18 protein-coding genes and 1 other RNA gene are annotated in these 22470 nt (G+C 48.7%); 5 read left to right on the top strand and 14 right to left on the bottom strand.

Going from position 1 to position 22470, the window contains the following annotated elements:
- Positions 1-44 precede the first annotated feature (44 nt).
- Positions 45-983 carry a hypothetical protein gene (locus J2X05_RS18545; RefSeq protein WP_310075378.1) on the bottom strand — a complete coding sequence of 313 codons (939 nt, stop codon included), beginning with the start codon at positions 981-983 and terminating at the stop codon, positions 45-47.
- A 1714-nt stretch (positions 984-2697) separates the two neighbouring features.
- Here J2X05_RS18545 and J2X05_RS18540 point away from each other — a divergent pair.
- Positions 2698-3123 (top strand): ExbD/TolR family protein, encoded by a 426-nt coding sequence (locus J2X05_RS18540; RefSeq protein ID WP_310075376.1) that lies wholly within the window; start codon positions 2698-2700, stop codon positions 3121-3123.
- 76 nt (positions 3124-3199) lie between these two features.
- Here the strand turns inward: J2X05_RS18540 and J2X05_RS18535 are convergent, their stop codons facing one another.
- The 8 genes from J2X05_RS18535 to J2X05_RS18500 form a co-directional block, all read right to left on the bottom strand.
- On the bottom strand, positions 3200-3724 hold the full coding sequence (locus J2X05_RS18535) for an aminoacyl-tRNA deacylase (protein ID WP_310075374.1): 525 nt from the start codon (positions 3722-3724) through the stop codon (positions 3200-3202).
- A 337-nt stretch (positions 3725-4061) separates the two neighbouring features.
- Complete coding sequence (locus J2X05_RS18530) at positions 4062-5345, bottom strand: aspartate aminotransferase type Ic (protein ID WP_310075372.1); 1284 nt, start codon at positions 5343-5345, stop codon at positions 4062-4064.
- A gap of 126 nt (positions 5346-5471) precedes the next feature.
- Positions 5472-7415, bottom strand: coding sequence for a M48 family metallopeptidase (locus J2X05_RS18525; protein WP_310075370.1), 1944 nt, complete (start codon positions 7413-7415; stop codon positions 5472-5474).
- A gap of 120 nt (positions 7416-7535) precedes the next feature.
- A complete protein-coding gene (locus tag J2X05_RS18520) occupies positions 7536-8129 on the bottom strand; it encodes a LemA family protein (RefSeq protein WP_310075369.1) in 594 nt (197 codons plus the stop codon).
- A 183-nt stretch (positions 8130-8312) separates the two neighbouring features.
- Entirely contained in the window at positions 8313-8918 is a 606-nt protein-coding gene (locus J2X05_RS18515) for a BON domain-containing protein (RefSeq protein WP_310075368.1), read from the bottom strand.
- A gap of 1 nt (position 8919) precedes the next feature.
- Positions 8920-9504, bottom strand: a complete 585-nt coding sequence (locus J2X05_RS18510) for an SIS domain-containing protein (protein ID WP_374725284.1) — start codon at positions 9502-9504, stop codon at positions 8920-8922.
- A gap of 77 nt (positions 9505-9581) precedes the next feature.
- Positions 9582-10007 (bottom strand): YraN family protein, encoded by a 426-nt coding sequence (locus J2X05_RS18505; RefSeq protein ID WP_310075367.1) that lies wholly within the window; start codon positions 10005-10007, stop codon positions 9582-9584.
- 9 nt (positions 10008-10016) lie between these two features.
- On the bottom strand, positions 10017-11852 hold the full coding sequence (locus J2X05_RS18500) for a penicillin-binding protein activator (protein WP_310075365.1): 1836 nt from the start codon (positions 11850-11852) through the stop codon (positions 10017-10019).
- 162 nt (positions 11853-12014) lie between these two features.
- On the opposite strand from J2X05_RS18500, the gene rsmI reads away from it, so the two are divergent.
- Positions 12015-12869, top strand: coding sequence for a 16S rRNA (cytidine(1402)-2'-O)-methyltransferase (gene rsmI / locus J2X05_RS18495; RefSeq protein ID WP_310075363.1), 855 nt, complete (start codon positions 12015-12017; stop codon positions 12867-12869).
- A gap of 174 nt (positions 12870-13043) precedes the next feature.
- Entirely contained in the window at positions 13044-15149 is a 2106-nt protein-coding gene (locus J2X05_RS18490) for a TonB-dependent receptor family protein (protein WP_310075360.1), read from the top strand.
- A gap of 52 nt (positions 15150-15201) precedes the next feature.
- Here the strand turns inward: J2X05_RS18490 and J2X05_RS18485 are convergent, their stop codons facing one another.
- The 4 genes from J2X05_RS18485 to J2X05_RS18470 form a co-directional block, all read right to left on the bottom strand.
- On the bottom strand, positions 15202-15627 hold the full coding sequence (locus J2X05_RS18485; RefSeq protein WP_310075358.1) for a DCC1-like thiol-disulfide oxidoreductase family protein: 426 nt from the start codon (positions 15625-15627) through the stop codon (positions 15202-15204).
- 295 nt (positions 15628-15922) lie between these two features.
- The gene (locus J2X05_RS18480; RefSeq protein ID WP_310075356.1) at positions 15923-16639 is read right to left on the bottom strand and encodes a tRNA (adenine(22)-N(1))-methyltransferase; all 717 of its coding nucleotides are present in this window, start codon (positions 16637-16639) and stop codon (positions 15923-15925) included.
- A gap of 72 nt (positions 16640-16711) precedes the next feature.
- Positions 16712-17626, bottom strand: coding sequence for a DMT family transporter (locus J2X05_RS18475; protein WP_310075354.1), 915 nt, complete (start codon positions 17624-17626; stop codon positions 16712-16714).
- 142 nt (positions 17627-17768) lie between these two features.
- Positions 17769-20117: a TonB-dependent receptor gene (locus tag J2X05_RS18470; protein ID WP_310075351.1), complete on the bottom strand. Its 2349-nt coding sequence runs from the start codon at positions 20115-20117 to the stop codon at positions 17769-17771.
- 241 nt (positions 20118-20358) lie between these two features.
- Here J2X05_RS18470 and rnpB point away from each other — a divergent pair.
- Positions 20359-20741: RNase P RNA component class A (gene rnpB, locus J2X05_RS18465), an RNA gene on the top strand.
- Between the two features lie 44 nt (positions 20742-20785).
- Here rnpB and J2X05_RS18460 read toward each other — a convergent pair.
- Positions 20786-21484 carry a hypothetical protein gene (locus J2X05_RS18460; RefSeq protein ID WP_310075348.1) on the bottom strand — a complete coding sequence of 233 codons (699 nt, stop codon included), beginning with the start codon at positions 21482-21484 and terminating at the stop codon, positions 20786-20788.
- Positions 21485-22022: 538 nt separating this feature from the next.
- Here J2X05_RS18460 and mraZ point away from each other — a divergent pair.
- On the top strand, positions 22023-22469 hold the full coding sequence (gene mraZ, locus J2X05_RS18455) for a division/cell wall cluster transcriptional repressor MraZ (protein ID WP_310075346.1): 447 nt from the start codon (positions 22023-22025) through the stop codon (positions 22467-22469).
- Position 22470: the final 1 nt, after the last annotated feature.

Genomic DNA, 22470 nt, shown 5'->3' with positions numbered 1-22470 from the left:
TAAAAAAGGCACCCGAAGGTGCCTTTTTTATTGGGGCGATAGCATTAAGCAGCAGCTACAGGAGCAGCAGCTTTTGGCTTGCGACCACGTTTAGCTGGTGCAGCACCGGCTGGCTTTTTAGCAGCAACTTTTTTCGCTGCTGGTTTTTTGGCTGCCACAGCTTTCTTGGCTACCGGCTTTTTAGCTACAGCTTTTTTCGCAGCTGGTTTCTTAGCTACAGCTTTCTTCGCTGCTGGTTTTTTGGCAACTACAGCTTTCTTCGCTGCTGGTTTTTTGGCAACTACAGCTTTCTTGGCTGCAGGCTTCTTAGCTGCAACTTTAGCTTTGGCTGCAGTTTTCTTGGCTGCAGCTTTAGCTTTAGCTGCGGCTTTCTTGGCAGCAACTTTAGCTTTAGCAGCAGCTTTCTTGGCTGCGGCTTTATTTTTCAAAGCAGCTTTCTTTGCAGCCGCTTTTGCTTTAACAGCTTGCTTCTTCGCAGCTATTTTCGCTTTAGCAGCAGCTTTCTTAGCAGCTAACTTGGCTTTAGCAGCAGCTTTTTTCTCAGCTACTTTACTTTTTGCAGCAGCTTTCTTAGCTGATGCTTTCAAGCGCTTGGCAACAGCCGCTTCTGCTTTTGCAACTGCTTTGTCGTGAGCGGCAGCAAGTTTAGCAGCAGCTTTTGCAGCGGCAGCTTCTTTCTTGGCAGAGGCAACAGCCGCTTTAGCAGCAGTAGCATCTTTCTTTGCTGCAGCAACAGCAGCTTTAGCTGCAGAAACTTGCTTAGCTGAGCCTGGGGTTTTCTTTTTAGCAGCAGCGGCCAATTTGCTTTGCGCGGCTTTCAATGCAGCAGTTGCTTTAGCAGCATCTTTTGCCAAACCAGCAACAGCTTTACCGGCATCAGCCGCTTGAGCTGCGCGAGCTTTTGCCAGTTGTGCTTTCAGTTGAGCCAATTGCTGTTCCAAACTTGCAACAGTATTAACAGCGGTTTGTTTACGTGCAGCCATGGTGTGCTTCCTTTATAGTTTTCGACAAGTCGATAAATGGATTAAAAAGTACAACATGTATAAGTTAAAACTTTATTAAAAAAATTCAAGTTTTTTGCGTTAAATAGTCAATAAAAACGCGTTTTTTTGATGATTTTTAGTAAAAAAATGTGTTTTTGTGAATTTTTCGGAAAGTTTTTCTATGAGTTACTCTCTGCGTTAGAAAAACAAGCCATGCATCGCTCGCTCTTTTTTGTCCTTTCAATGTCCAAAATTTATTTGGTTGCGATATTTTCAATCCATTTTTCAGGTTGTGTTTAGGTTGTGTATGGTCATTTTGGTTTTGTCTGAAACTCTTTCCGGGTCTCGTTAACGGTTGATTTAACGCATATCAATAATTCAAAGCCGGCGATTTTAGAAAATATAAATAGTGATTACCGTCGTTTTTAGTCGCTCAATTGGTTTCCCTGACGCAGAGTATTGCCCTGTGCCCAATTCTGTTTTAGCGAGAAAGGATCTTTTGCGTATTGTTTTCGACGGTTTGTGTTGGCTGGATGGCGACAAAAAACAGCTGTTATGTAGAACAATACCCCACTCAACAGTATTCAGGATTGTTTAGGTGTGAGTGCGGGATGCTAGAGAAGCATTTACACCCATTTGCGTGCTAATTTTTCGTATAACCGCAATTGATCGAGGAGCAAGGTAAAAATGTTGTCGGATAGGCCACTTATGGCTAATAAGGCTTCAAGTCGTGCTCACGTGAGCGGAAGAAATTGCCGATGTTAATGCTGCGTGTCAATTTTTAATGATCAGGATTGGTGTTTATCAATCTTTCTGCATCTGTACATTGCGTTGCATGAGGGTATCGCCTGCATTGACGGAGGATCGGTAATTTTATTTATCGCATGATGGGTTGAATCCCTATGTTCGGCGCGGCGCCAGGAATAAGCCGGATTTTATTTGTTGTTTAAAGCAGTCGATGATTGAGTGATATACACGACTAATTCCAATTTTTTGACGCGGGCGAATAGGCACCTTGCAGCTAAAGGAAATATTGTCGTGCTTGGTGATTTACTTTTCTTCGCAGTAAAAGCCTTAGTTGCTCCTCTGGTTTATCTACTGGACGTGAGTGCACTTAATGATGGGAGAAAAGTCAGGGTTAATGTTGAATGCCGGTATACAAAATATCTTTTTATGTTGAGCGTGTTGCTCAATTGCTCATGGAGCTGTTCTTGGTTTCCAGGGAGTAATATTGGAGCGAGTTGTTGGTTTGGATCAATCGCTTCAACGATAAGCAATGCATAAAATTGGTCGCAGTGGCGATGCAGGTTTGTATCGCAATCGGTGACGTGAATAAGTCTGGCGGTATCGTGTTTAGGTGTTACGCATCCGCTTATTTGGGTTTTGTATTGGAGTTATGTTTTTAGAGGTATGCCTGCGTGGCTACGCCGAAGGCATTCAGTGATTGGATTCAATCAGATTAGCTTGCAACGGATCAGCTGGATTCGTGCTTTGGTCCCGGCACATGACTGATTTTTGACACGTGCGGAAAGATTTTGATGGGGCTTATGGTCTGGTCAATAATTGAGCATGTATTCTAGGTTGCCTGAATATTTCGCGTAAATTCCCAAAAGGGACAGGTAAAGGGTTGGTTTTTGTTTTGCCAAAACTGCTAGAATTGGCGTTTTACCACAGACTTACTATAACGTTCCAAATAACACGAGGAGTACCCGCAGTGAGCCGCAGACATAAAAGCCGTGCCGTCGATGATACTAACGAGATTGACTTGACGCCGATGCTCGACGTGGTTTTCATCATGTTGATTTTCTTTATCGTGACCGCATCCTTTGTGAAAGAGGCGGGTATCAACCCCAATGTGCCGGAGCCGAACAATAACCCTCCACCAGAAGATGCCGAACCTAACATCCTGGTGCGCATCTCTGCAGACGATCAGATTTGGCTGATGGAGAAAGAAGGCGAGCGTCGTGTTGATGGTCGTGCTATTCGCTCAAATATTGAGCGCTTGCGTGCCGAGTTCCCCAAAGCTGCAGTCATCATCCAGGCAAGTGGTCGTGCTAATACCAGCACTTATGTCACCGTTGCAGATGCTGCGCGCGAAGCCAAAGCGCCTAACGTTGTTCTCGTGCCGACCGACAATTAATTAATCGGTACTTGGAAATAAAAAAAACCGCCTTGGAAACATGGCGGTTTTTTTATGTCTGTGATTTGGTGGATGGTTATAGTTCGTATTCGTGGCGGATGTACTTTTTGGGCAGTGTGCTGTGCCGTGTACGTTCGGCGCTAAAGTGATCGTGGAGTTTGTCTTGCATGAGCTGGGCGAAGTCAGGTTGCTTTAAGCGGATCAGATGGCGGTGATCGCCAGCTTCTATATAAACTTCCTCAACCCCCATCAATTCTTCGTCCCATATTACATCTATACCGTAGGCTTCACCTAATGCAGGTATCGCGCCTTCAGCGCAGTCTTTGAAAATTTCAGTTAGTTCCTCTTCTTCAACCAGCTCCATGTGCCGATCAAAAATTTGGTTCAGTGTGTGGCGGAGGATTTTATTGCGTGTGGGTAAGACACAAAGCGTGTAATGAAAATCTTCATCGCGTAACAGAACGCCTTTGGCAAGGCAGTGGTCGTCAATGCGTGCGACACGTGCGGTGTTGTATGAACCTTCGCAGTAGTCATGTTCCAGCAGCGTGAAGTCGATTTGTTTTGCTTTTAGATATTTTTCTACAGTTGCAGCAACACCCATACAAATATCTCCTGTGGCGAAATGCGCAGAGAAAGGGTTAAACACTATTTGTTGGTTATGGCATCCATCACCGCTATCAAATACGTAAGCAATCCATAAATAGTTAAAAGGATGGTTGATAAAACGTTTAGCAATTAACTTCTTGCTAATTGGAGTATAGGAAGGATTTTTACGAGCGGGGCAAGCGTTTTGGAATTAATCCTGATTTGTTAGAACGCTTTGTTGTGAGGCGGTAGCGCTAACTTTTTATTGGTAGTGAGGTTCTGCTTGTATATACGCAATAAAACAAAAAGCCGCTATAAAAGCGGCTTTTTGTTATGTGGTATCTAATGTTTTATTAGCTGAGGCTCGCGAGCTGTTGTTTTACTGATGCCAGTTTTACGCAGGTCACGAATACTTCCATCGCACCAACGACTTCCGATACGGTAGGTACTGAAGGTGCGATACGAATATTACGATCTTCAGGGTCTTTACCATAGGGATAAGTAGCGCCTGCGGGCGTTAATTTCACACCTGCTTCTGCTGCAAGGCGAACGGTTTCTTTTGCACAATTTTTGCGAGTATCAAAAGAAACGAAGTAGCCACCAACTGGTTTTTCCCATGCGCCTAAATCGGTGCCTTCGAATGCTTTGCTCAATGCTGTGAGTACTGCATCAAAACGTGGATTCAAAAGTGCGGCGTGTTTGCCCATGTGTGCCATTAATGCTTCTTTGTTTGGCAGCAAACGGGTGTGGCGAATTTGGTTTACTTTGTCCGGGCCGATAGTGCAGCTGTTCAAAAACTTTTTGAAGCCAGCGAGGTTCGCAGCGCTAGCAGCAACAAAGGCGACACCAGACCCCGCATGAGTAATTTTTGAAGTCGATGCAAATTGCACAACTGAGTCTTCAGTGCCGTTGCGACGTGTTGCTTCGAGAATACTGGCAAGCTGCGGCGCATTGGCGGTTAAGTCGTGGACTGAATAAGCGTTATCCCAGAATACGCGGAAGTTAGCGCTGGCGATTTGGCCGAGTTTGGCGATACGCTCAACGGTTTCGTCGCTGTAGACCACACCCGTTGGGTTGGAGTACTTGGGAACACACCACATACCCTTGATGGATTTGTCCGCTTTGAGCAATGTTTCAACCGCGTCCATATCCGGGCCAGTTGAGGTCATAGGCACATTGATCATCTTGATGCCGAGTTGCTCGCACACGGTGTAGTGACGGTCATAACCGGGAACCGGGCAGATGAATTTAACTTCACCTTCGTTTTTCCAAGCGCTTGACGCATCTTTGAGACCGAACTGATGAGCTGTCAGCATCATCTGGAACATCAGGGTCAGACTAGAGCTCCCGCCTACCAACACGTTGGCTGGCTCAACACCCATGATGTTGGCGCCCAGTTGTTTGGCTTCGGGCAGGCCGTCGAGGCCGCCGTAGTTGCGGGTGTCGGTGCCGTCAGCGGCGATGTAGTTGCCCTTGAGCAGGCCATCAAGCTCATCCGACAGATTTAATTGCTCTGCCGAAGGCTTGCCACGGGTCAGGTCAAGATTGAGTTTTTTGGCGAGGATAGCCTGATATTGTTCAGTCAGTTGGCTTTCCCATTCGCGCAGTTGCGCTACAGATGCGTTATCCAGTTGCAAGGTGATTACCTCATGGTGGTTGGCGGGATTCGTCTTAAGTTAGCAAGCTAAAGTGGGGCGCATTATACCCGCTCGCACTCCAATTGTTGTAGACAGTTTGGTGTAACTGCAGGCTTGGCGGGATGATTAGTTGCGCATCTCGGTGATGAGCGGTGGAATAGGGCAGTCGAGACTATCGGCGATGGCGCGGAAGAGTTCAGCTTCTGCAATACTCAATTGGCCATCGTGCAATACACATTCGCTCATGGCTTTCAGTAGTTGGGGTTTTTGCAGTGGCTTGATGAGGTTAAGTTTTTCCAGCGCTTTATCGGCGTCAGCCAACTTAATACTGTTGCGTGGCAATAATACAAAATTGGAAAAACCCAGTATTTTTTGCGCTTGTGCAAAAGCAGTCGATGCATCTTGCTCGGTGCGCGCTCCGGCATAGGCCAGTAATGATAATAATAATTGGCACTCTGTATGTAATTCGCTGAGTTGGCGATTGTGTGTGAGCTTAATATCGGTGACCGTGTTGTGCAGCACAATACGATAGATTGCCCATTCCATCATGCTGACTTTTTGGTCGGCGCTGATCAATACATTCAAGCAACGTATAAATGCTGCATGCTGATCCGGCGACAATTGTTTGAGTGCGGCCAAACATAGTTCGATTACCGGCAAGCGCAGGCTTGCATCAAGATCTGCTGCGATAGTAATAATCGTATTCAAGTCGCCCATATCAGCAGTGGTTAAATGTTCGCTGAGGAGTGCGAATTGTCGATTGCGTAAATCGCGATGGCGATCCAACAGGAATCCAAACACCAACCCACGCGCGCTAGCTGGTACTTGTGCTGCTTCTTTTAATAGTGGCGGGATTGCGGCGATACGATCGCGGGCGTAAATAACGTGAGGTTGTGTTGGCTGTGCGATTTGGTCCAAGGTCGCATCAATATTAACTACCACGCGAGTTGTTTCATCTGTATAGGTTGTTGCTCCTTCACTAAAGCCCATCGCACCGGTGTCGTCATGTGAAGTCTTCCTTCTTATATAAGTCGTTTCTGCAAACTCTCCATCCCAATTGGGCTGAATACGTTTAATCCTGTCTTCCAGTGGTGGATGGGTCGCCATCAAGTTGAAAAAGGATTTTACGCCCTGCCCAAAATACATGTGGCTGAACTCGGCAGCATGTTCATTCTGCAATTGCGAGCCATAACTACTACCGCCAATTTTTTTCAGCGCACCGGCGATACCATCCGGGTTGCGGGTAAATTGTACTGCTGAGGCATCGGCAAGAAATTCCCTCTGGCGGCTTACGGCGGCTTTGATCAAATTGCCAAAAAATATTCCGCTGTAACCAATTATTAACAACCCAAGGCCCAATCCCATAATCGCTGCAGGAGAATTATCTTTACTGGAGCGCCGAATGTTGCGGTTGCTTGCGCTGCGAATTAAGAACTCGCCAATCAAACCGATGACTAAAATGCCATGCAAGAGAGCAATCAAGCGCATATTGATGCGCATATCACCATGAAAAATATGGCTGAACTCATGGGCGATCACCCCTTGTAACTCATCGCGATTCAATGTGTGTATGCAGCCGCGTGTAATACCGATGATCGCGTCTTGGGGGTGATAACCTGCGGCAAAGGCATTGATTGCATCGTCTTCAATTAAATATACCGGTGGAACAGCGGCGCCGGATGCAATTGCCATTTCTTCAACAACATTCAGTATTTTACGCTCGTCAGGATCGACAGTATTGCCGGATAACAAACGGCCGCCCATTGCCTCTGCAATACTTTTGCCGCCCGCGCGTAATTGGAAAAAGCGAAATAAACTTCCGAGCAGCACAACACTGCTAACCCCCAGAGCGATCAAGATAAAAGTTTCCAGGCTCAGTGCGTTAATAATTCCCTGCCACAAACCGACGGTTTCCCCTACATCGGCAGAATAGTGTTCTTGCGTAAAATAAGCGAATGCTGCAAATAACAATGTGGTAATGACAACAAGGGAAAGTACTGCAAGTATTAACAGCAGGATCAGATGATTGGTATTGCGCCTCGCGCGATCCTGATGCTCAAAGAAATTCATGCGCAACCTGTCAATAAAAAGTGAGCTAGTGCTCTATATAAAGAAGGAAGATGTAATGGCAGCGACCAGCGTTAAAAGTCTTCCTTCTATATATAGAAGGAAGACTTTAGTTGTGCATGGTTAAAACTGTACTTTGGGTGCAGCCTGAATCTCGGCGCTATCGGCAAACACCAATAAACTGGCGTCGTCGACATGGCCAAAACTTTTTGCAAACACAACCGGAGGGAAGCTTTGTTTGTAGGTGTTGTAGGCGGTGACCGCATCGTTAAACGCCTGACGCGCGAACGCGACTTTATTTTCGGTACTGGTCAGCTCTTCGGAAACCTGCATCATATTTTGTGAGGCTTTCAAATCCGGATAGGCTTCCATCACGACATTCAGACGGCCCATCGCGCTGGTTAATAAACTTTCGGCGCCCGCGAGCTCATTCATGGCGACCGCACTACCGGGATTTGCGGCGGCAGCTTGTAAACCATTCATCGCCTGATTGCGCGCATTGATGACCGCTTCCAATGTTTCGCGCTCATGTTTGATATAGCCCTTGGCGGTCTCAACCAGGTTAGGGATCAAGTCATAGCGGCGTTTTAACTGTACTTCAATTTGCGAAAACGCATTTTCAAAACGATTTTTCAACGCTACCAACTGGTTGTAAATCCCGATCACGTAAAACACCAGTGCAGCAATAATCACGAGAAGAATGATGGTAGAGATCATGGGTGTTTCCTTTGCATGGGGATGAAATAACGCTGTCGCCGTTTTATCCAAGTGATGTTTATAAAACCGGATCTGCGGTGCGCATGATACTAGCAGGATGTACAGAGAATGCCAGAGGCTGCGCTGGCTGGGTGACAATCGTCAATAAAGAAGGGACAAAAGGTGTTGCGGTAAAAACAGTGCTTAATCGATGTATTCAAATACCTTAACCACTTGCTTTACACCATCCGTATTTTTGGCAACGTTGGTGATGCGATCGGCTTCGTATCGCGACACCAATCCCATTAAAAATACAGTTTGCGCCTCGGTAATAATCAGAACGCGGCGGCTTTGGATGCTGCTGGCGACCAGTTTGGTTTTAATTTTGGTGGTAATCCAACTGTCTCTACTGCGCGCTTGAAATCCAGTTGGAGCACCTAAGGTCAGCTCGTTGTGCACTTGCCGCACTGAATTTATTTTTCCGACGGTGTCGCCTGCGAGGTTGCGGAGTTGTTCGTTCGGCACCTGACCCGTTAAGAGCACCAAGCCATTAAAACTATCGATATTGATGTGTGCATCTTCAAGTTGTTCGCTGGCTTTATTGAGGTTGACGCGCGCAAAAGTTTCCAGTTGTTGGTCATTAATTTTAGTTCCGAGTGTGCGTTTGTTGGTGCTGATCTGGATCGGCTCACTCGTGGTAACACTAATAATTTTGGCGCAGCTGCTTAGCAGCATTAAGGCGATGACTACAATTGCCAACACTTTGCCCATGTGAATAAGATCGGGGGTGAGGGTGCGGGCAATAAACATTTTAAAAGCCTCCAAACAATTGCTGATCGATTAAATCGCATAGGCAAAAAATGCTGAGGAGATGAACCTCGTGGATACGGGGTTTGGCCACGGAAGGCACGCGAAGTTCCAGGTCGCGGTTGTCGAGCAAGGCAGCAACATCGCCGCCATCGCTCGCGGTGAGTGCAATAACTTGCATTTCCTTATCATGTGCGGCGCTAATGGCCTGCAATAAATTGCTTGCTTTACCCGTGCTGGTGAGGAGTAGCAAAACGTCTCCCGGTTGGCCGAGCGAGCGAATTTGTTTAGCGTAAACATCATTAAAGCTGTAGTCGCTACCAATCGCAGTTTGGGTGGTGAAATCAGCGCCCAGATTAAATGACGGCAAACTCGGGCGTTCCTGTTCAAAGCGATTGATCAAGCTGGCGGTAAATATTTGCGCTTGTGCAGCGGAAATTCCGTTGCCGCAGGTGAGGATTTTTTTCTCGCTTAGTAGCGCGTGGACAATCAGTTGGCTGGCTTGCGCAATTAGTGGCGCAAGTTCTTCACCCGCGTGCATTTTTGCTTCGATACTTTCATGAAACAGGGTGATAACGCGTTGATCCATAGCAATTCTACTTGTGATGATGTTGTGTGGTGATGCAGGTTCCATGCGGAGTCAATAATTGCTGACGCAACTGCAGCTCAAGCCCCGAATGCATTTTGAATCCATTGAATGGGTGGGGCAGTACCGGTTTGATCTAATGCTATCACATCAAAACGACAGGCGACTTTATCAAACAGCCGCTGCTCTTGTAAAAAACGGGTGGCGGTGCGAATAATTTTTTGTTGCTTGCGGTAATCCACGGTTTCAATTGCAGGGGCAAAACGCTTGTTGGTACGGAGGCGCACTTCAACAAACACAAAGCAGGTCCCGCGCGCAGTTTTTTGCAGCATGATCAGATCAATTTCACCGAGTTTGCAGCGATAATTTTTAGTGCGAGTCACCAATCCTTGCTGCTGTAAAAATGCTTCCGCTTGTGCTTCGGCTTGTGCACCTATGTTGATGGTGCTGTGAACACTGCTATCGCTGCCCGTTGTTGCGGCATCATCCTTGTCGCGTTTAAACATAGTCAATCCTTAATATTGAACTTCATTTTCGTTGATTACCATCGGCAGCGGTTGCGCTTCACCATTGCGAAATCTCACCCAGATTTGCTCGCGCTCGATGCGTCTGTCACTCAGCATATGCAGCGCACCTGTCGCGCCGTAAATGCGCATATCGGGCACTTGCTCCAGTTGCGGCAAACGCGCGTAAAGACGAAATGCATCGGCGCCCAGCGCATGTAAGCGGCCGTAAACCGCAGCGGATTTTGTGTGCTGTGCAACTGCTTGTTTTTCGCGGCTGGTGGTGTCGAACAGCCAGGGCATAGTGTTAAAGCGAATGCCATTTAAATCACGATCCGCTTTCGGATTGGGTTGGCCAGAATAGACCTGGCTAGTGGAGTACACCGGAATTTTTCCGGCGTAGTGAAAGGCAAATGTCGGTTTTATTTGACGCGCTTGCGCAGGATCGGCAATTAAAAAAATCATATCTACATCGCCACGGCTACGTGGCGATGACTGCAGCGGGATGCCCAATAATTCTTGCATTTCGCGGGTGCGTATTTGGCTTTGCTCAATCAACATCGCATCTTTTACCAAACCGGAATAATTCACGCCGGTTTGAAATTGTGTGCGGTTGACCACTACACCGCCGAGCTTTTCCCACTCATCGGCAAAGGCGCGCGCACTGCGCTCGCTCCACTCTTGCGTTGGAATAATCACCATCGCCTGACGATGTCCCTCCAAAAATGCCTGGCGCGCAACCTGGCGCGCTTCATCTTCAACGGCTAAACCAAATTGATAAAAACCTTTAAGCGGTTCGGCGGGGGGAGTGTCCGGATAATTGAGCGATAGCACTGGCACTTCCAGTGAAGGCATCAAACTTATTTCGGTGACTTTCTCTTTATCGATAGGCCCAATGACCAGATCGGCACCATCTGCGATCGCTTGTTGATAGGCCGCGATTGCATCGCCGCTGCTATCGTATTGGCGCACTTCAGGGGTATTCCGACCATTGCTCAATGCTTCGTAATAAGCCGCAAAAAAACCATCACGCACAGCTTCGCCTGCTTCAGCGAGTTTGCCTTGCATTGGCAGTAGCAGCGCCACTTGTTGCGGTTGTTGTTCAATTAAACTTTGCAATAGACGCAAATCGCTCGGCAAGTTGTCATGTGCGGGATGTTGCCGCCACACGCCCAACCATTGCTGTAATTGTTCGCGCTGTTGTTCCAAGTCGATTTGGTTGTTTTTGTTGATGGCAGCGAGGCTGTACCAACCGCGCGCTGCCTGGCCGTTTTCATCCTGACTGAGTTGCTGTAATTCAGCAAAAGGGATGCTCATCAAATTCTGCCAGAGCACTTCCTGATTAGCCTGGCGTTGGTTTTTATTGTCGATCAATCCACTCAGTTGAATCCGCTCGGCCACGCTATTTTGCGCTTCGCCCAGAAGTGCAAACACCTGGGCGCGCTTTTCGCGCAGCGACACTTCGGTCTGTGGCTCCATGTTTGACCATTGTTGTTCGAGGCGCGGCTTGGTTAGAATGCCGTGCGCTAAAAAGTTGGAGCCCTGATGCAGGGCGACGGTGCTGAGCAGGTCGGTGTGTTTGATGTAATCCTGATCGGGCAGTGCATCGGAGTTCATATCGACCAGCAAATCCCGCGCGCGATTGTATTGGCGTGCATCGATATAGGCTTGCGCCGCCTCCAACAGCAAACTCTCTCGCTCGGGCGACTGCAATTGATTTGCCTGATTTAGCAGCTTGGCGGCGCTTGGCTTGGCTGCTTGGGTTTTGACAGCGGTGGATTTGCGCTTCTCGGACTGGGGTGGATTGCTACTGCAGCTCGCCAGACTCAAGGTCAGTGTTGCGATCATCAGCGTGGCTAGGGTATTGGTTGATAAGTTGCGCGACTTGGTCGATAAAGTGCACAAAAAAGGCCGTATCGGCATGAAAACCTCGGTGAAAACCTGCAGTGAATATTCAACATCCAAAGCCATAAACCTGGCGTGGATTCTACCCCTTTTCCGGAGTTCGGTATGACAACAGTAGCCTCCAACCAAGGCATTCTTTATGTCGTGGCGACCCCGATTGGTAATTTGGGCGATATGGTACCGCGAGCGGTGGAAACACTACAAACGGTAGCGGTAATCGCCGCTGAAGATACGCGACACAGTTCCCGTCTGTTGGCCCATTTCGATATCAAAACCCCCTGCATCGCTTACCACGACCACAGTGATGAGACGCGCGTTGAGCAGCTTATTGCCCGCATACAAGCCGGCGATTCAGTCGCCCTGATTTCCGATGCGGGCACCCCGCTGGTATCCGATCCCGGCTATCGCTTGGTGCGCTCTGCTCGCCAAGCGGGTGTTAAAGTCGTTCCTATTCCTGGCGCCTGCGCGATGATCGCCGCTTTAAGTGCTGCCGGTTTGCCGTCTGACCGTTTTGCGTTTGAAGGTTTTTTGCCCGCCAAACAAGTCGCCCGCTGCACCCAGTTACAGTCGCTGGCTGCTGACCCGCGCACACTGATTTTTTACGAAGCCCCCCACCGTATTTTGGAAACCCTGCAAGACATGGCGCAGGTGTTTGGCGCGGAGCGCGAAGTGGTGATGGCACGCGAGCTGACCAAAACCTTTGAGACGATAAAAGGCAGTAACGTCAGTGAGTTGGCGGCATGGGTTGAGAGCGATAGCAACCAGCAGCGCGGAGAAATTGTGCTCTTGGTCCATGGCGCGCCCAAGCCTGAAAACGAAGCCATGACGCCCGAGCACATGCATATCATGAAAGTGTTGCTGGATGAATTGCCGGTAAAACAAGCGGCGGCAATAGGCGCAAAACTCACCGGTTTGAAAAAGAATTTTCTGTACGATTGGGCGTTGCAGCAGGCTGAGTAGTCTTGCCGTGGTTGGCAGATTAGCGCTTATTTTGATGTAAGTTTGATGTAAATTATTCCTGTTTGTTATAGTGGCGCATCTGAAAAAGCATGACACACGTATTTGATTGCCATAATCGGCTGTATTCAGCTGTGTTTATGCGACTGTTAACCACTGGAACCCAAGGAACTTCACATGCGTCATTCCGTCACTCCCGCTGCTCGCGCAGCCCGTTTTTTACCTAATCCACTCGCCGTTGCTATGACACTTGCTTTGGGTGGTGCTGCTTTGCCTGCCACCGCCGAAGCAGAGGCCAAGGTGCTGCCGAAGGTGGTGGTTGTGGGTACAGAAGAGGGTGATAGCGAGCGTCAGCCAGGCGCAGTTGCGATTGTCACTGAAGAGGAGCTGCAGATTCGTCAACCCCGTTCAACAGAAGAGGCCTTGCGTTCAGTGCCCGGTGTGGCCATCAAGCCTGAAGAAGAAAGTGCGATTGTTGCCAACATTGGTATACGTGGCTTGAGCTCTGCCGATTATAAAACCCTGATTCTCGAAGATGGTGTGCCCATTGCACCCGGTTTGTTTGTGGGCAATGGTCGTTACTACAACCCACGCATCCAGCGCATGGAAACAATTGAAGTCCTCAAAGGTGCCGCTTCTTTGCGATACGGCCCCAGTACTATTGGCGGTGTGATCAACTACATCACCAAGCAACCTGAAGATGGTGTTCAGCTTGAGGCGCGCGCTGGCTCATTCAACAGCCGCGAGGCAACACTGGAAGTCGGTGGTTCAACGCCGTCGCAAGAAGCGCAGTTTGGCGCTTTCATCACCCATGCCAGCAGCGATGGATTTATGGACAAGGGTTATGACATGACTGACGTTATGATCAAAACGGGCATGGCGTTGGGCGACAATCAGTGGCTGAGCCTGAAGTTCAGCGATTACGACAGCGAGGCCAATATCTCCTACCGCGGGGTGTTTTTGCAGGCTTACAAAGATGGCGCCGACTACAATCCTGCGCCGGACGATTATTTTATCAGTGGCCGTCGCGCACTGGATTTGAACCACGAGTGGGACATCAGCGCTACCGCCAAGCTGACTACGTTGGTGTACGGGAGCGAAACCTATCGCGACTACTGGCGCTATGCCACCAACAATGCTGCATCTGCGGCAGCCGGCCGCTGGGTTTACACCGATAGTTTGAACGGCAACAACCGCAGCTTTGATCGTTTTGGTATCGATAGCCGCCTCAAGCTGCAGCATCAATTGTTTGGTCTGGCGAACGAGGCGGAAATTGGTGTGCGGGCAATGAATGAATCCATGGATGACGTGACTGTCGCTGCCACTCGCGCTACTCCGCGCACTGGCACCATCAGCAGGGATGCGGTTGAATCCGCAGATAGTCTCGCTTTGTATGCGCAAAATCGGTTTGCCGTGTCTGACCGTTTTGCCGTGACCGCAGGCTTGCGTGCCGAGAGTTACGAACAAACCAGCCAAAACAAACGCGCTGCCACCAATAATGAGGCTGACACCTCCAACACCGAGATACTGCCTGGGCTGGGTGCTACCTATCAGATCAATCCTGCGCTGCAAGGTTTTGCAAGCGTCTACAAAGCCTTTTCGCCCGCGCTCAATAGCGATGCACTTAACGGCTTGGAAGATCAGCAGCTCGACGCCGAGCGTTCGGTGAATATCGAGGCGGGTGTTCGTGGCGCGCGCGCGCAGTTGACCTACGAGTTGACTTTCTTCCGCATGGATTTTGACAATCAGATTATCCCGGCTAACTCGAACAGTCAGTTCCAGCGTACCAATGGTGGTGAGACGCTTCATCAAGGCCTTGAAGCGGCATTAGGTTGGGAGTTGGGCGCTGGTTTTACCCTCAAATCCAGCGCCACCTACATTCCAGATGCGGAGTTTGTGGGCGCGCGCCGCGATGCGAATGGCAACATCACTACACCCGATGGCAATCGCGTGACCTATGTTCCTGAGTGGGTGACCAACCTGAGCCTGGAGTACAAAACCGGCAAGTTGCGCACCGCGCTCAGTGTGCATCATACGGGTGAGCAATATACGGACGTGCTCAACACCAAGCCTATCACTGAGAGTACATCCGGCTTTTTCACCGGCCAAATCGATGGCTACACGCTGCTGGATTTGAACGCGATCTACGAGTTCAGCAAGGATTTGAGCCTGAGCGCCAGCGCCAAGAACCTGACCGATGAGCAGTACATCGCCAGCTTGCGCCAAGGTATTTACGTGGGTACTGAGCGCAGCATCGATGTGGGGGTGAAATTCAAGTTTTAACAACCGCTTGCCGGTTCTGTCTAATAATCCCGCTCTGTGCGGGATTATTTTTTTATGAAACCGACGTTTTAGAATTTTTTTTCAAGTTTTCAATACGGCGGATGCCGAGCAATTTCAGCAAAAGTGTACGAAAGGCTTTGCCGATTGGGTAGAAGATTTTAAAACCCACTTGGGTGCTGAACACATAATAATTAATGCGATTAAAAACTCCGGAAGGTGTGCTGAGTAGCGTAAGCATATGAATTGCATCTGACCCATAATAGATGGCGTCTCTAAATCTCAGCACCATTCCCTGATCGATATCCAGCCCCAAGCGGGTTATCTCATCCATCAGCTCACCTGGCTGCCGTGCATCAACCAAATGCAAATTGCCAACCGCTGCGCGTATGCGAATATATTTACAGTAGGTTTTGCATACGGGGCATTCGCCGTCGTATACCAGCCATACGTCTTCTTTGGGATTTACGTCCGGAGTCATATTTGTTGCCATTTTGATTTACATTTTGCTATTGCAACATCAGAGCAAACTTAAGAAGTCTTTAATGCCTGAATTGGAAAGACATCGCTCGCGAGTATATATACCACTATTACTTCGGCTATGACTAATATCAATTAATGGATTTTTATCTAACAAAATAATGTTGGCGCGTGCAGCAACCTGATCAGAAAAATCTTTTTGGGGTGTGTGGTGTGTGGTGTGTGGTGTGTGGTGTGTGGTGTGTGGTGTGTGGTGTGTGGTGTGTGAGGGGGGGGAGTACTGTTTGGTGTTTTGGCTATAGATAAAATGATTGTGCAGTTATAGTGCTATAGGCATCAATAATATGCTGCACTTCAGCTTTACGACTTAATTGAGCCCTCTTGTAGTGATCCATTGTTTTCTTTAGGTAATCAGCGGCGATTTTTGCTTGTTCAGGTGTATTGCTTTGCCAGATGAGGCTGCCGAAGGGATTTATTTTTGAACCGGAGTTTTTTGCTGTTGAGACTAATAAAATTTCATAAAAGCGTTTGTTTTCAACAATCAATGTTTCATTTAGTAAGCTGCAGTCAAGTTGGATGAGTTGTTGTCTTAGCGTGAATTGATGTTGTACGGGGCAAAGTAAAAAATCGATATCTGATGCAGGATTTTTTTGATAAATCGCGCGAACTAACTCCGTCATTAAATCGCCGCCAACTCCTGCAATTATCACGAGATGTTTTCCGCTGAATTGTTGTAAGGGAAGGGCTGTTACGTCTATACAGTGCGCTTGCCATTGAGTGTGCGGGTCAGGCTTTTTTGGAAAAAACTGTTTCAGTTTATGTTCCAGTTCATGCATAAGATCGGGAACTATATCCACAAAATGAATGTTAGGTGCTGCGTGCCGCGAAAGCAGTGCAGCGCCTAACAAACCATGGTCGCAGCAGCAATCCCAAATGTGATCGTATTGCTTGGTTACCATGAGTTCAATGTGTTGCAGGCGTTTGCCAAGTTTGATTTTTTTGCTGGTACTCATTTGTTAGGAGGTCTTTTTTTAAGTGTTCCAGCACCATTTAACAGGTTAACCTGGCGGAGTTGGTCCGGGTTTCTAGTGGGATTTGAACGCAATAATAAGGCCTGAGGCCGCCACAATCGCCATACCGATCAAGCTCATGCTGTCGGGGATGGTGTCGAAAATAATCCAGCCCAACAATCCAGCCCAAAGCAGTTGCAAATAGGTAGTGGGAGCTAACATGGATGCGGGCGCATGCCGATAGGCAAGGGTAAACAAGTAGTGTCCCAAGCCGCCGCTAACCCCCATGCTCAGCAGTAAAATCACCTCTAGCTCACTTGGAGCTTCATTTTCCCAGAACCAGGGCAGGGCGATGCCAAAGATAATCGAGCCAAGCAGCGCGGTGTAAAACAGCAAGGCGATGGCTTTTTCGGTGCTGGCTAGCAAGCGCGATAACAGCTGATAGGTCGCGTTGGCTGCCGCTGCACCCAGCGCAAACATAATGCCTACAGCATCCAGTCCACCCCCGGGGCGGGCAATCAGCAGCACGCCGATAAAGCCAGTGACGATCGCCGCCCAGCCCCAGCCGCCAATTTTTTCACCCAGCATGGAGCCGGCGAGTAACGCTACCAGCGTGGGCGCGAGAAAGTTGATCGCCGTGGTTTCTGCCAGCGGCATGCGATGTAATGCCATACCCATACAGAGCGATGCGATAGTCAATACCACCGCGCGCGCGACCACTAATCCGGTGCGCTGGGTGTAAACCAGCTGAGCTGAATGGCGCGGGGCGAGGATCATAACCATCAGCAAAAAATGGACGATATAGCGCATCGCTACCACAAAGGGAACGTTGTAATGGGTGGTCAGGTATTTGGTGGTGCTGTCCATGCAGGCGAAGAGAAACAAGCCGGCGGCGGCGAGGAGGAATCCTTTAAGGGCATTGTGTTGCAGCAGGGTTATGGTGTGCGGGGCGTTTTTCTGTGCAGCTTGCCCAGCGGGTGAATCGCTCATTACTGTTAATCCGATAGGTGAAGCAAAAAATAAGTCATATTAATGGTAGCAGCAAAGTGGGTGAAGGATTAACGCGAGAAGTTAAAAAGACAAACCCCAGCACTGGGCTGGGGTTTATTTAGGCGTTTGTTACTCTCGCGGATTAAAAGCGAATGGTTCCCTGTAGGGCTATATTTCTTGGGCGTTCGTAGAAGGCGTAATAACCTGTGCCGCTCGATACTGTAGTCGCTACTGGTAAACCGTTGGCATAGGTAACTACCGATTCGTCCGTCAGGTTTTTGCCGATCAATGCCAATTCCCACATGTCATCGTTACCGCTCAGCGCAATACGAGCATTAATTTTGGTGTAGGACGGCTGCTCAAACTTGGGATCCAATGACGGAGTGGTCAGGTACTCAGTGCTATAAATGACGTCCAATGTGTTAACTAATTTGAGGCCATTGCTGAAGTTCAAGGTGTAATCTATGCCCATATTGCCCTGAATTTCCGGGGTGAACTCACGGCGTTTGCCGGTGGCATCACACACAGTTGGGTTGGTTGGGTTGCGCTCGGATGCAGGTTGACCAAAGTAGCATTGCGAGTTGGGGAAATCGGTGTATTCAAAATCGATGTAGGCTGCGCCACCGCGCAACATAACGTTATCAATGACTGCCCAGCGGCCATCAACCTCAAGGCCTTGAACTACAGCTTCACCCGCATTGGTCACGTTGAAGCTGAGGCTGCCGTCGAACTGGCTGGTTTGCATATCTTTGAATTCGGAGCGGAAAGCGGCGACATTCAACTCTGCGGCGCCATCAGCCAATACAAGCTTGGCGCCTGCCTCGAAGTTTCTGACCTTTTCCTCTTCAAATTCCCAAGTGCCCTCAATATTCGGGTAAATACCATCCAATGCATTAGGCGCAGCGTTGGCACGGACATCAAAACCACCGGATTTAAACCCTGTGGTGTAACTGAGGTAGACCATGTCGGTACCCCAGAAATCGTGTTGGAATGTGATAAGTGGCGTAAAGCCGGATTCATCTCGATCACCTTTAACTGCATGAGGATCGATCTTGAATTGGCTCCAGATCAGGTTGTAAGGCTGTGCTGTCGTGCCCTGAGGTAGCGTCACGCCAGTATTGCTAACGTGATACTGGTGACGACTAGCTTCTTTGGTTTCCTGGGTATAGCGAGCTCCCACGATCAATCGCGACAAATCGGTGAAATTCCATGTCCCCTGGGCGAATATTGCGGCCAGATCCGTATCTTGTTCGAAGTCGCGCTGGGTTGACGCACCGCGCAGTAAATTGGCGGCTTGGGCCCCGAGTAGTGAGGAGAAAGCGGTGGCGATAAAGCTGTCAGTGGGAACGCGCACTGCATCATGGAATTTCAGCGAGCTGCTCTGGAAAAACACGCCTCCGAGATAGCTGATAGTTTCATCTTCTGGTGATGCGATACGCAGTTCCTGACTGACCTGGCTGTAATCTTCGTCTGAAAGGATGTTAAAGCCGGACGCACCGGTAAAATCACAATCGCACAACTCTTGATAGGTGTAGGCGTTGTAGCCGGTAACCGAGGTAATTGTGTGCTCGCCCAGTTCCCGCTCGATGTTGAGTGTGATGTTTTCAGTATCGTTATAGCTGTAGTCGCCGTTCGATTGGCGCTTCCAATCGTGGGTCGTATCAAGTTGATAGGCGCCTTGGGTGAAGAACGATAAGGCATTCGCGTAAGATCCACCTACCGGTTTAACAACTTCAATGTTGCGCCCATTGCTGTCGAAAGATCCATCTTCCATCTTGAGGGTAATGTCCCACAGGTCGCTCGGTTGCCACTGCAAGGTCGCACGGATCACACGATTTTTATCACCGGATTCATCGCGATCCAGCGTGGTGTTCTCCATGTAGCCATCGAGGCTGCTTTGCAAAATAGCAAGGCGGCCACCGACGGTATCGCTGATTGGGCCTGACAATATCAAGCGCACATCCTGCTCGCCGTGTTCCGGCTCATAGAGCGCACTGAGTTTTCCTTCCAGCTCATCACCCGGTTTGGCGGTGGTAATGCTGATCGCACCTGCAGTAGAGTTTTTGCCGAAGATAATACTTTGCGGGCCGCGCAGGACTTCTACGCGTTCGATATCCAAAAAGGGCGCGCGCGACAATTGCGCACGACCATAATGAATACCGTCGATAAATTGTGCCGCAGACTGCTCAAACCCCTGGTTTACACCGGAGCTGATGCCGCGGATAGCAATGTTGGTGCCTATACCGGTCTGGGTCATATTGAAGCTGGGGATGTAGTCCGCCATGGTTTCGATATTCGTGATACCGGCAGATTCGATTTTCTCCCCCCCTAGTGCATTCACCGACAATGGAACATCGCGCAGGCTTTGCGGACGTTTTTGAGCGGTTACCATCACCTCTTCAAGTGCTGGGCTATCATCTTGGGCGATTGCAGGTGCAGTCAGAGATAAAGCTATAGCCGCTGCGAGAAGGTTGTGCTTGTGCGCTTTCACGGGAGAGTCTCCTTGGCTTTTATTGTGAAATTTGTGCGTGAAGAGTATTTATTGCCCAAAGTTGGGCAATAAATACTTGTTAATTAATAGCTTAAAGTGGCAAAAATACCAGTTAATGAAAAGCTTTGCTCCAAAGTGGGAATAAGGCTGCCACTTTTGGTGACGAAGTTCGCAAAAAAAGTGGTTTTTGTTCAAAGGCTGAACTTGCGCTTGTTGATTCTGGCGAGTAATGTGCTGCCTCGGAGTCGGCCCGACAGTCGCTCCGGTGTTAACTGAATAGCTCTCTTGAGTGTTATCTGGTGCATCGGGGAGGAAAGTCCGGGCTCCATAGGGTAGAGTGCCAGGTAACGCCTGGGAGGCGCGAGCCTACGGAAAGTGCAACAGAGAGTAGACCGCCTAAGCGTTCGCAAGAATGCCGGTAAGGGTGAAAGGGTGCGGTAAGAGCGCACCGCGCAACTGGCAACAGGCTGCGGCATGGTAAACCCCACTCGGAGCAAGACCAAATAGGAATCCATTGGTGCGGCCCGCATCGGATTCGGGTAGGTTGCTTGAGGCTAGCGGTGACGCTAGTCCCAGATGAATGACTGTCCACGACAGAACCCGGCTTACAGGCTGACTCCGTTTTTATCCATTCTTTGCATTGATTATGTTTTTTTATAGCACCTTGCCTAGGGTGTGATGCATCGCAAACTGACTGCCTTTATCTGTTTAATCCTCAACAAAGTTAGCCCTAGAACCAGCATTAAGATGCTTGATGGTTCGGGCAGTTTCGTATCAATACTAAGCTTGTAGTAGTAAGTTGCAGAGCTCCACGACCCAAGGATAATTGAACCAACATTTTGACTGGTTAAATCAAATGTATGTTTGTACCCCGAAATAGGAACGCCAAAATCTCCTGTAATACCTAAGGGTATAATTGTCTCGCGTCTGATCAGGCTACCTTGTGGTGTGAAAAGGAAAGCAAATTGCTCGTCTCCGTTAAAGTTCTCTGCCTCAAATCCGAAGCTCAATACAGGTTGCGTAAATGTGATTGCGATGGCGCTATAAATTGCGTTTTCTTCAGGATAGTTTGCCGGGTCATTGAGGGTATCCTGTAAATTGCCAAGGCCATAAGTATCAGATTTGCCATTGGCCGCGCCAAAGTACTGGGAGTAATTTCCCAAAAATTCGGTGTTTGCCTGATTGACAATGAGCGGGCTCATAACAGCTTGCTTGTTTTGCTCTTTGCTTACCCAATGCAGTATTGCTGAGCTGCCAAAGCTGTTGGCGATGTTCTCGCCAGTCTTCAAGTCATTGGCATTAATAAATCCACCGAAAGCGTTGGCGGCGAATATGATTGAGAGCAAGAAAATGAGTGTCTTGTTCATTATAAAAACTTCCTAGTTTGATGAAGGCTTATTGTCCCACGGGGATAGCTTCAGATTCTGTTGCATCGATCATACATATCGATCATTTTCGGTGCAATGAGGCGGGACTTGCATTAAAAGTGCCCTCTAGGTTAGGCTGCCTGCTTTGGCATGTACCGCTACTTTTTTAGGTACGATGCTCCTAAATTCCAGCCTTTTACTGCTCGCAGATCCTGATTTGTGCTTTCTTGCCTGCTGTATAGATCTAATCCTTATATAAATCCCTAATTTTCACTGCAAAATAATTCCAAACTTAATGTTTTACATTAAGTTTGGTTTCTATCATTTTGTTTTTGTTGTTTAAGTTGGTTTTTGTGGGCGTTTGCTTTTGTATTTTCCCTTCTTGTTTGCCGACGTTTGCCGATTTTTCCCGTGATTTTATGCGCCTTTTGGCAATTGCTTGCTTGACTTTGCATCCCCCCGATTTATAGTGAGCGTCGTGGGGAAATGTGGGTAATTGTGGATTTTTGTGGGAAATAAACCCGGCAAGTGGTGAAACGTGTCCGATTTAACAGGTAGTCACTCCATCAGCATGGACCCCAAGGGTCGCATGGCGATACCAGCGCGCATCCGCGACTCGCTGGCAGCGTCTGGTGCTGCGCGTTTGTGGGTGACTGCACACATGTATGAACGCTGCCTGTTGGTTTACTCCGAAGCCGAATGGCAACCTGTACTTGCCAAGGTACAAGCACTTCCAGCCGGAAATGAGCATGTTCGCCGGATTCAGCGCCGTTTTATTGGGCAGGCAGTGAATCTTGAGATGGATGCGAATGGCCGTGTTCTGGTTCCCCCCACCCTGCGCGAATTTGCGCATCTGGATAAAAAACTCATGTTGGTTGGTCTGGGCAATAAGTTGGAGCTGTGGGACGAAGACAGCTGGAACGCCCTGATGGATCAGCCGGCTGAAGGCGAAATGCCAGCCGACTTACAAAATCTCTCTTTCTAGG

Source organism: Cellvibrio fibrivorans (assembly GCF_031457055.1).
In the GTDB taxonomy this organism is placed as follows: domain Bacteria; phylum Pseudomonadota; class Gammaproteobacteria; order Pseudomonadales; family Cellvibrionaceae; genus Cellvibrio; species Cellvibrio fibrivorans.
The sequence above is the reverse complement of the archived record's forward strand: the minus strand, read 5'-3'. Positions and strand labels throughout refer to the sequence as shown.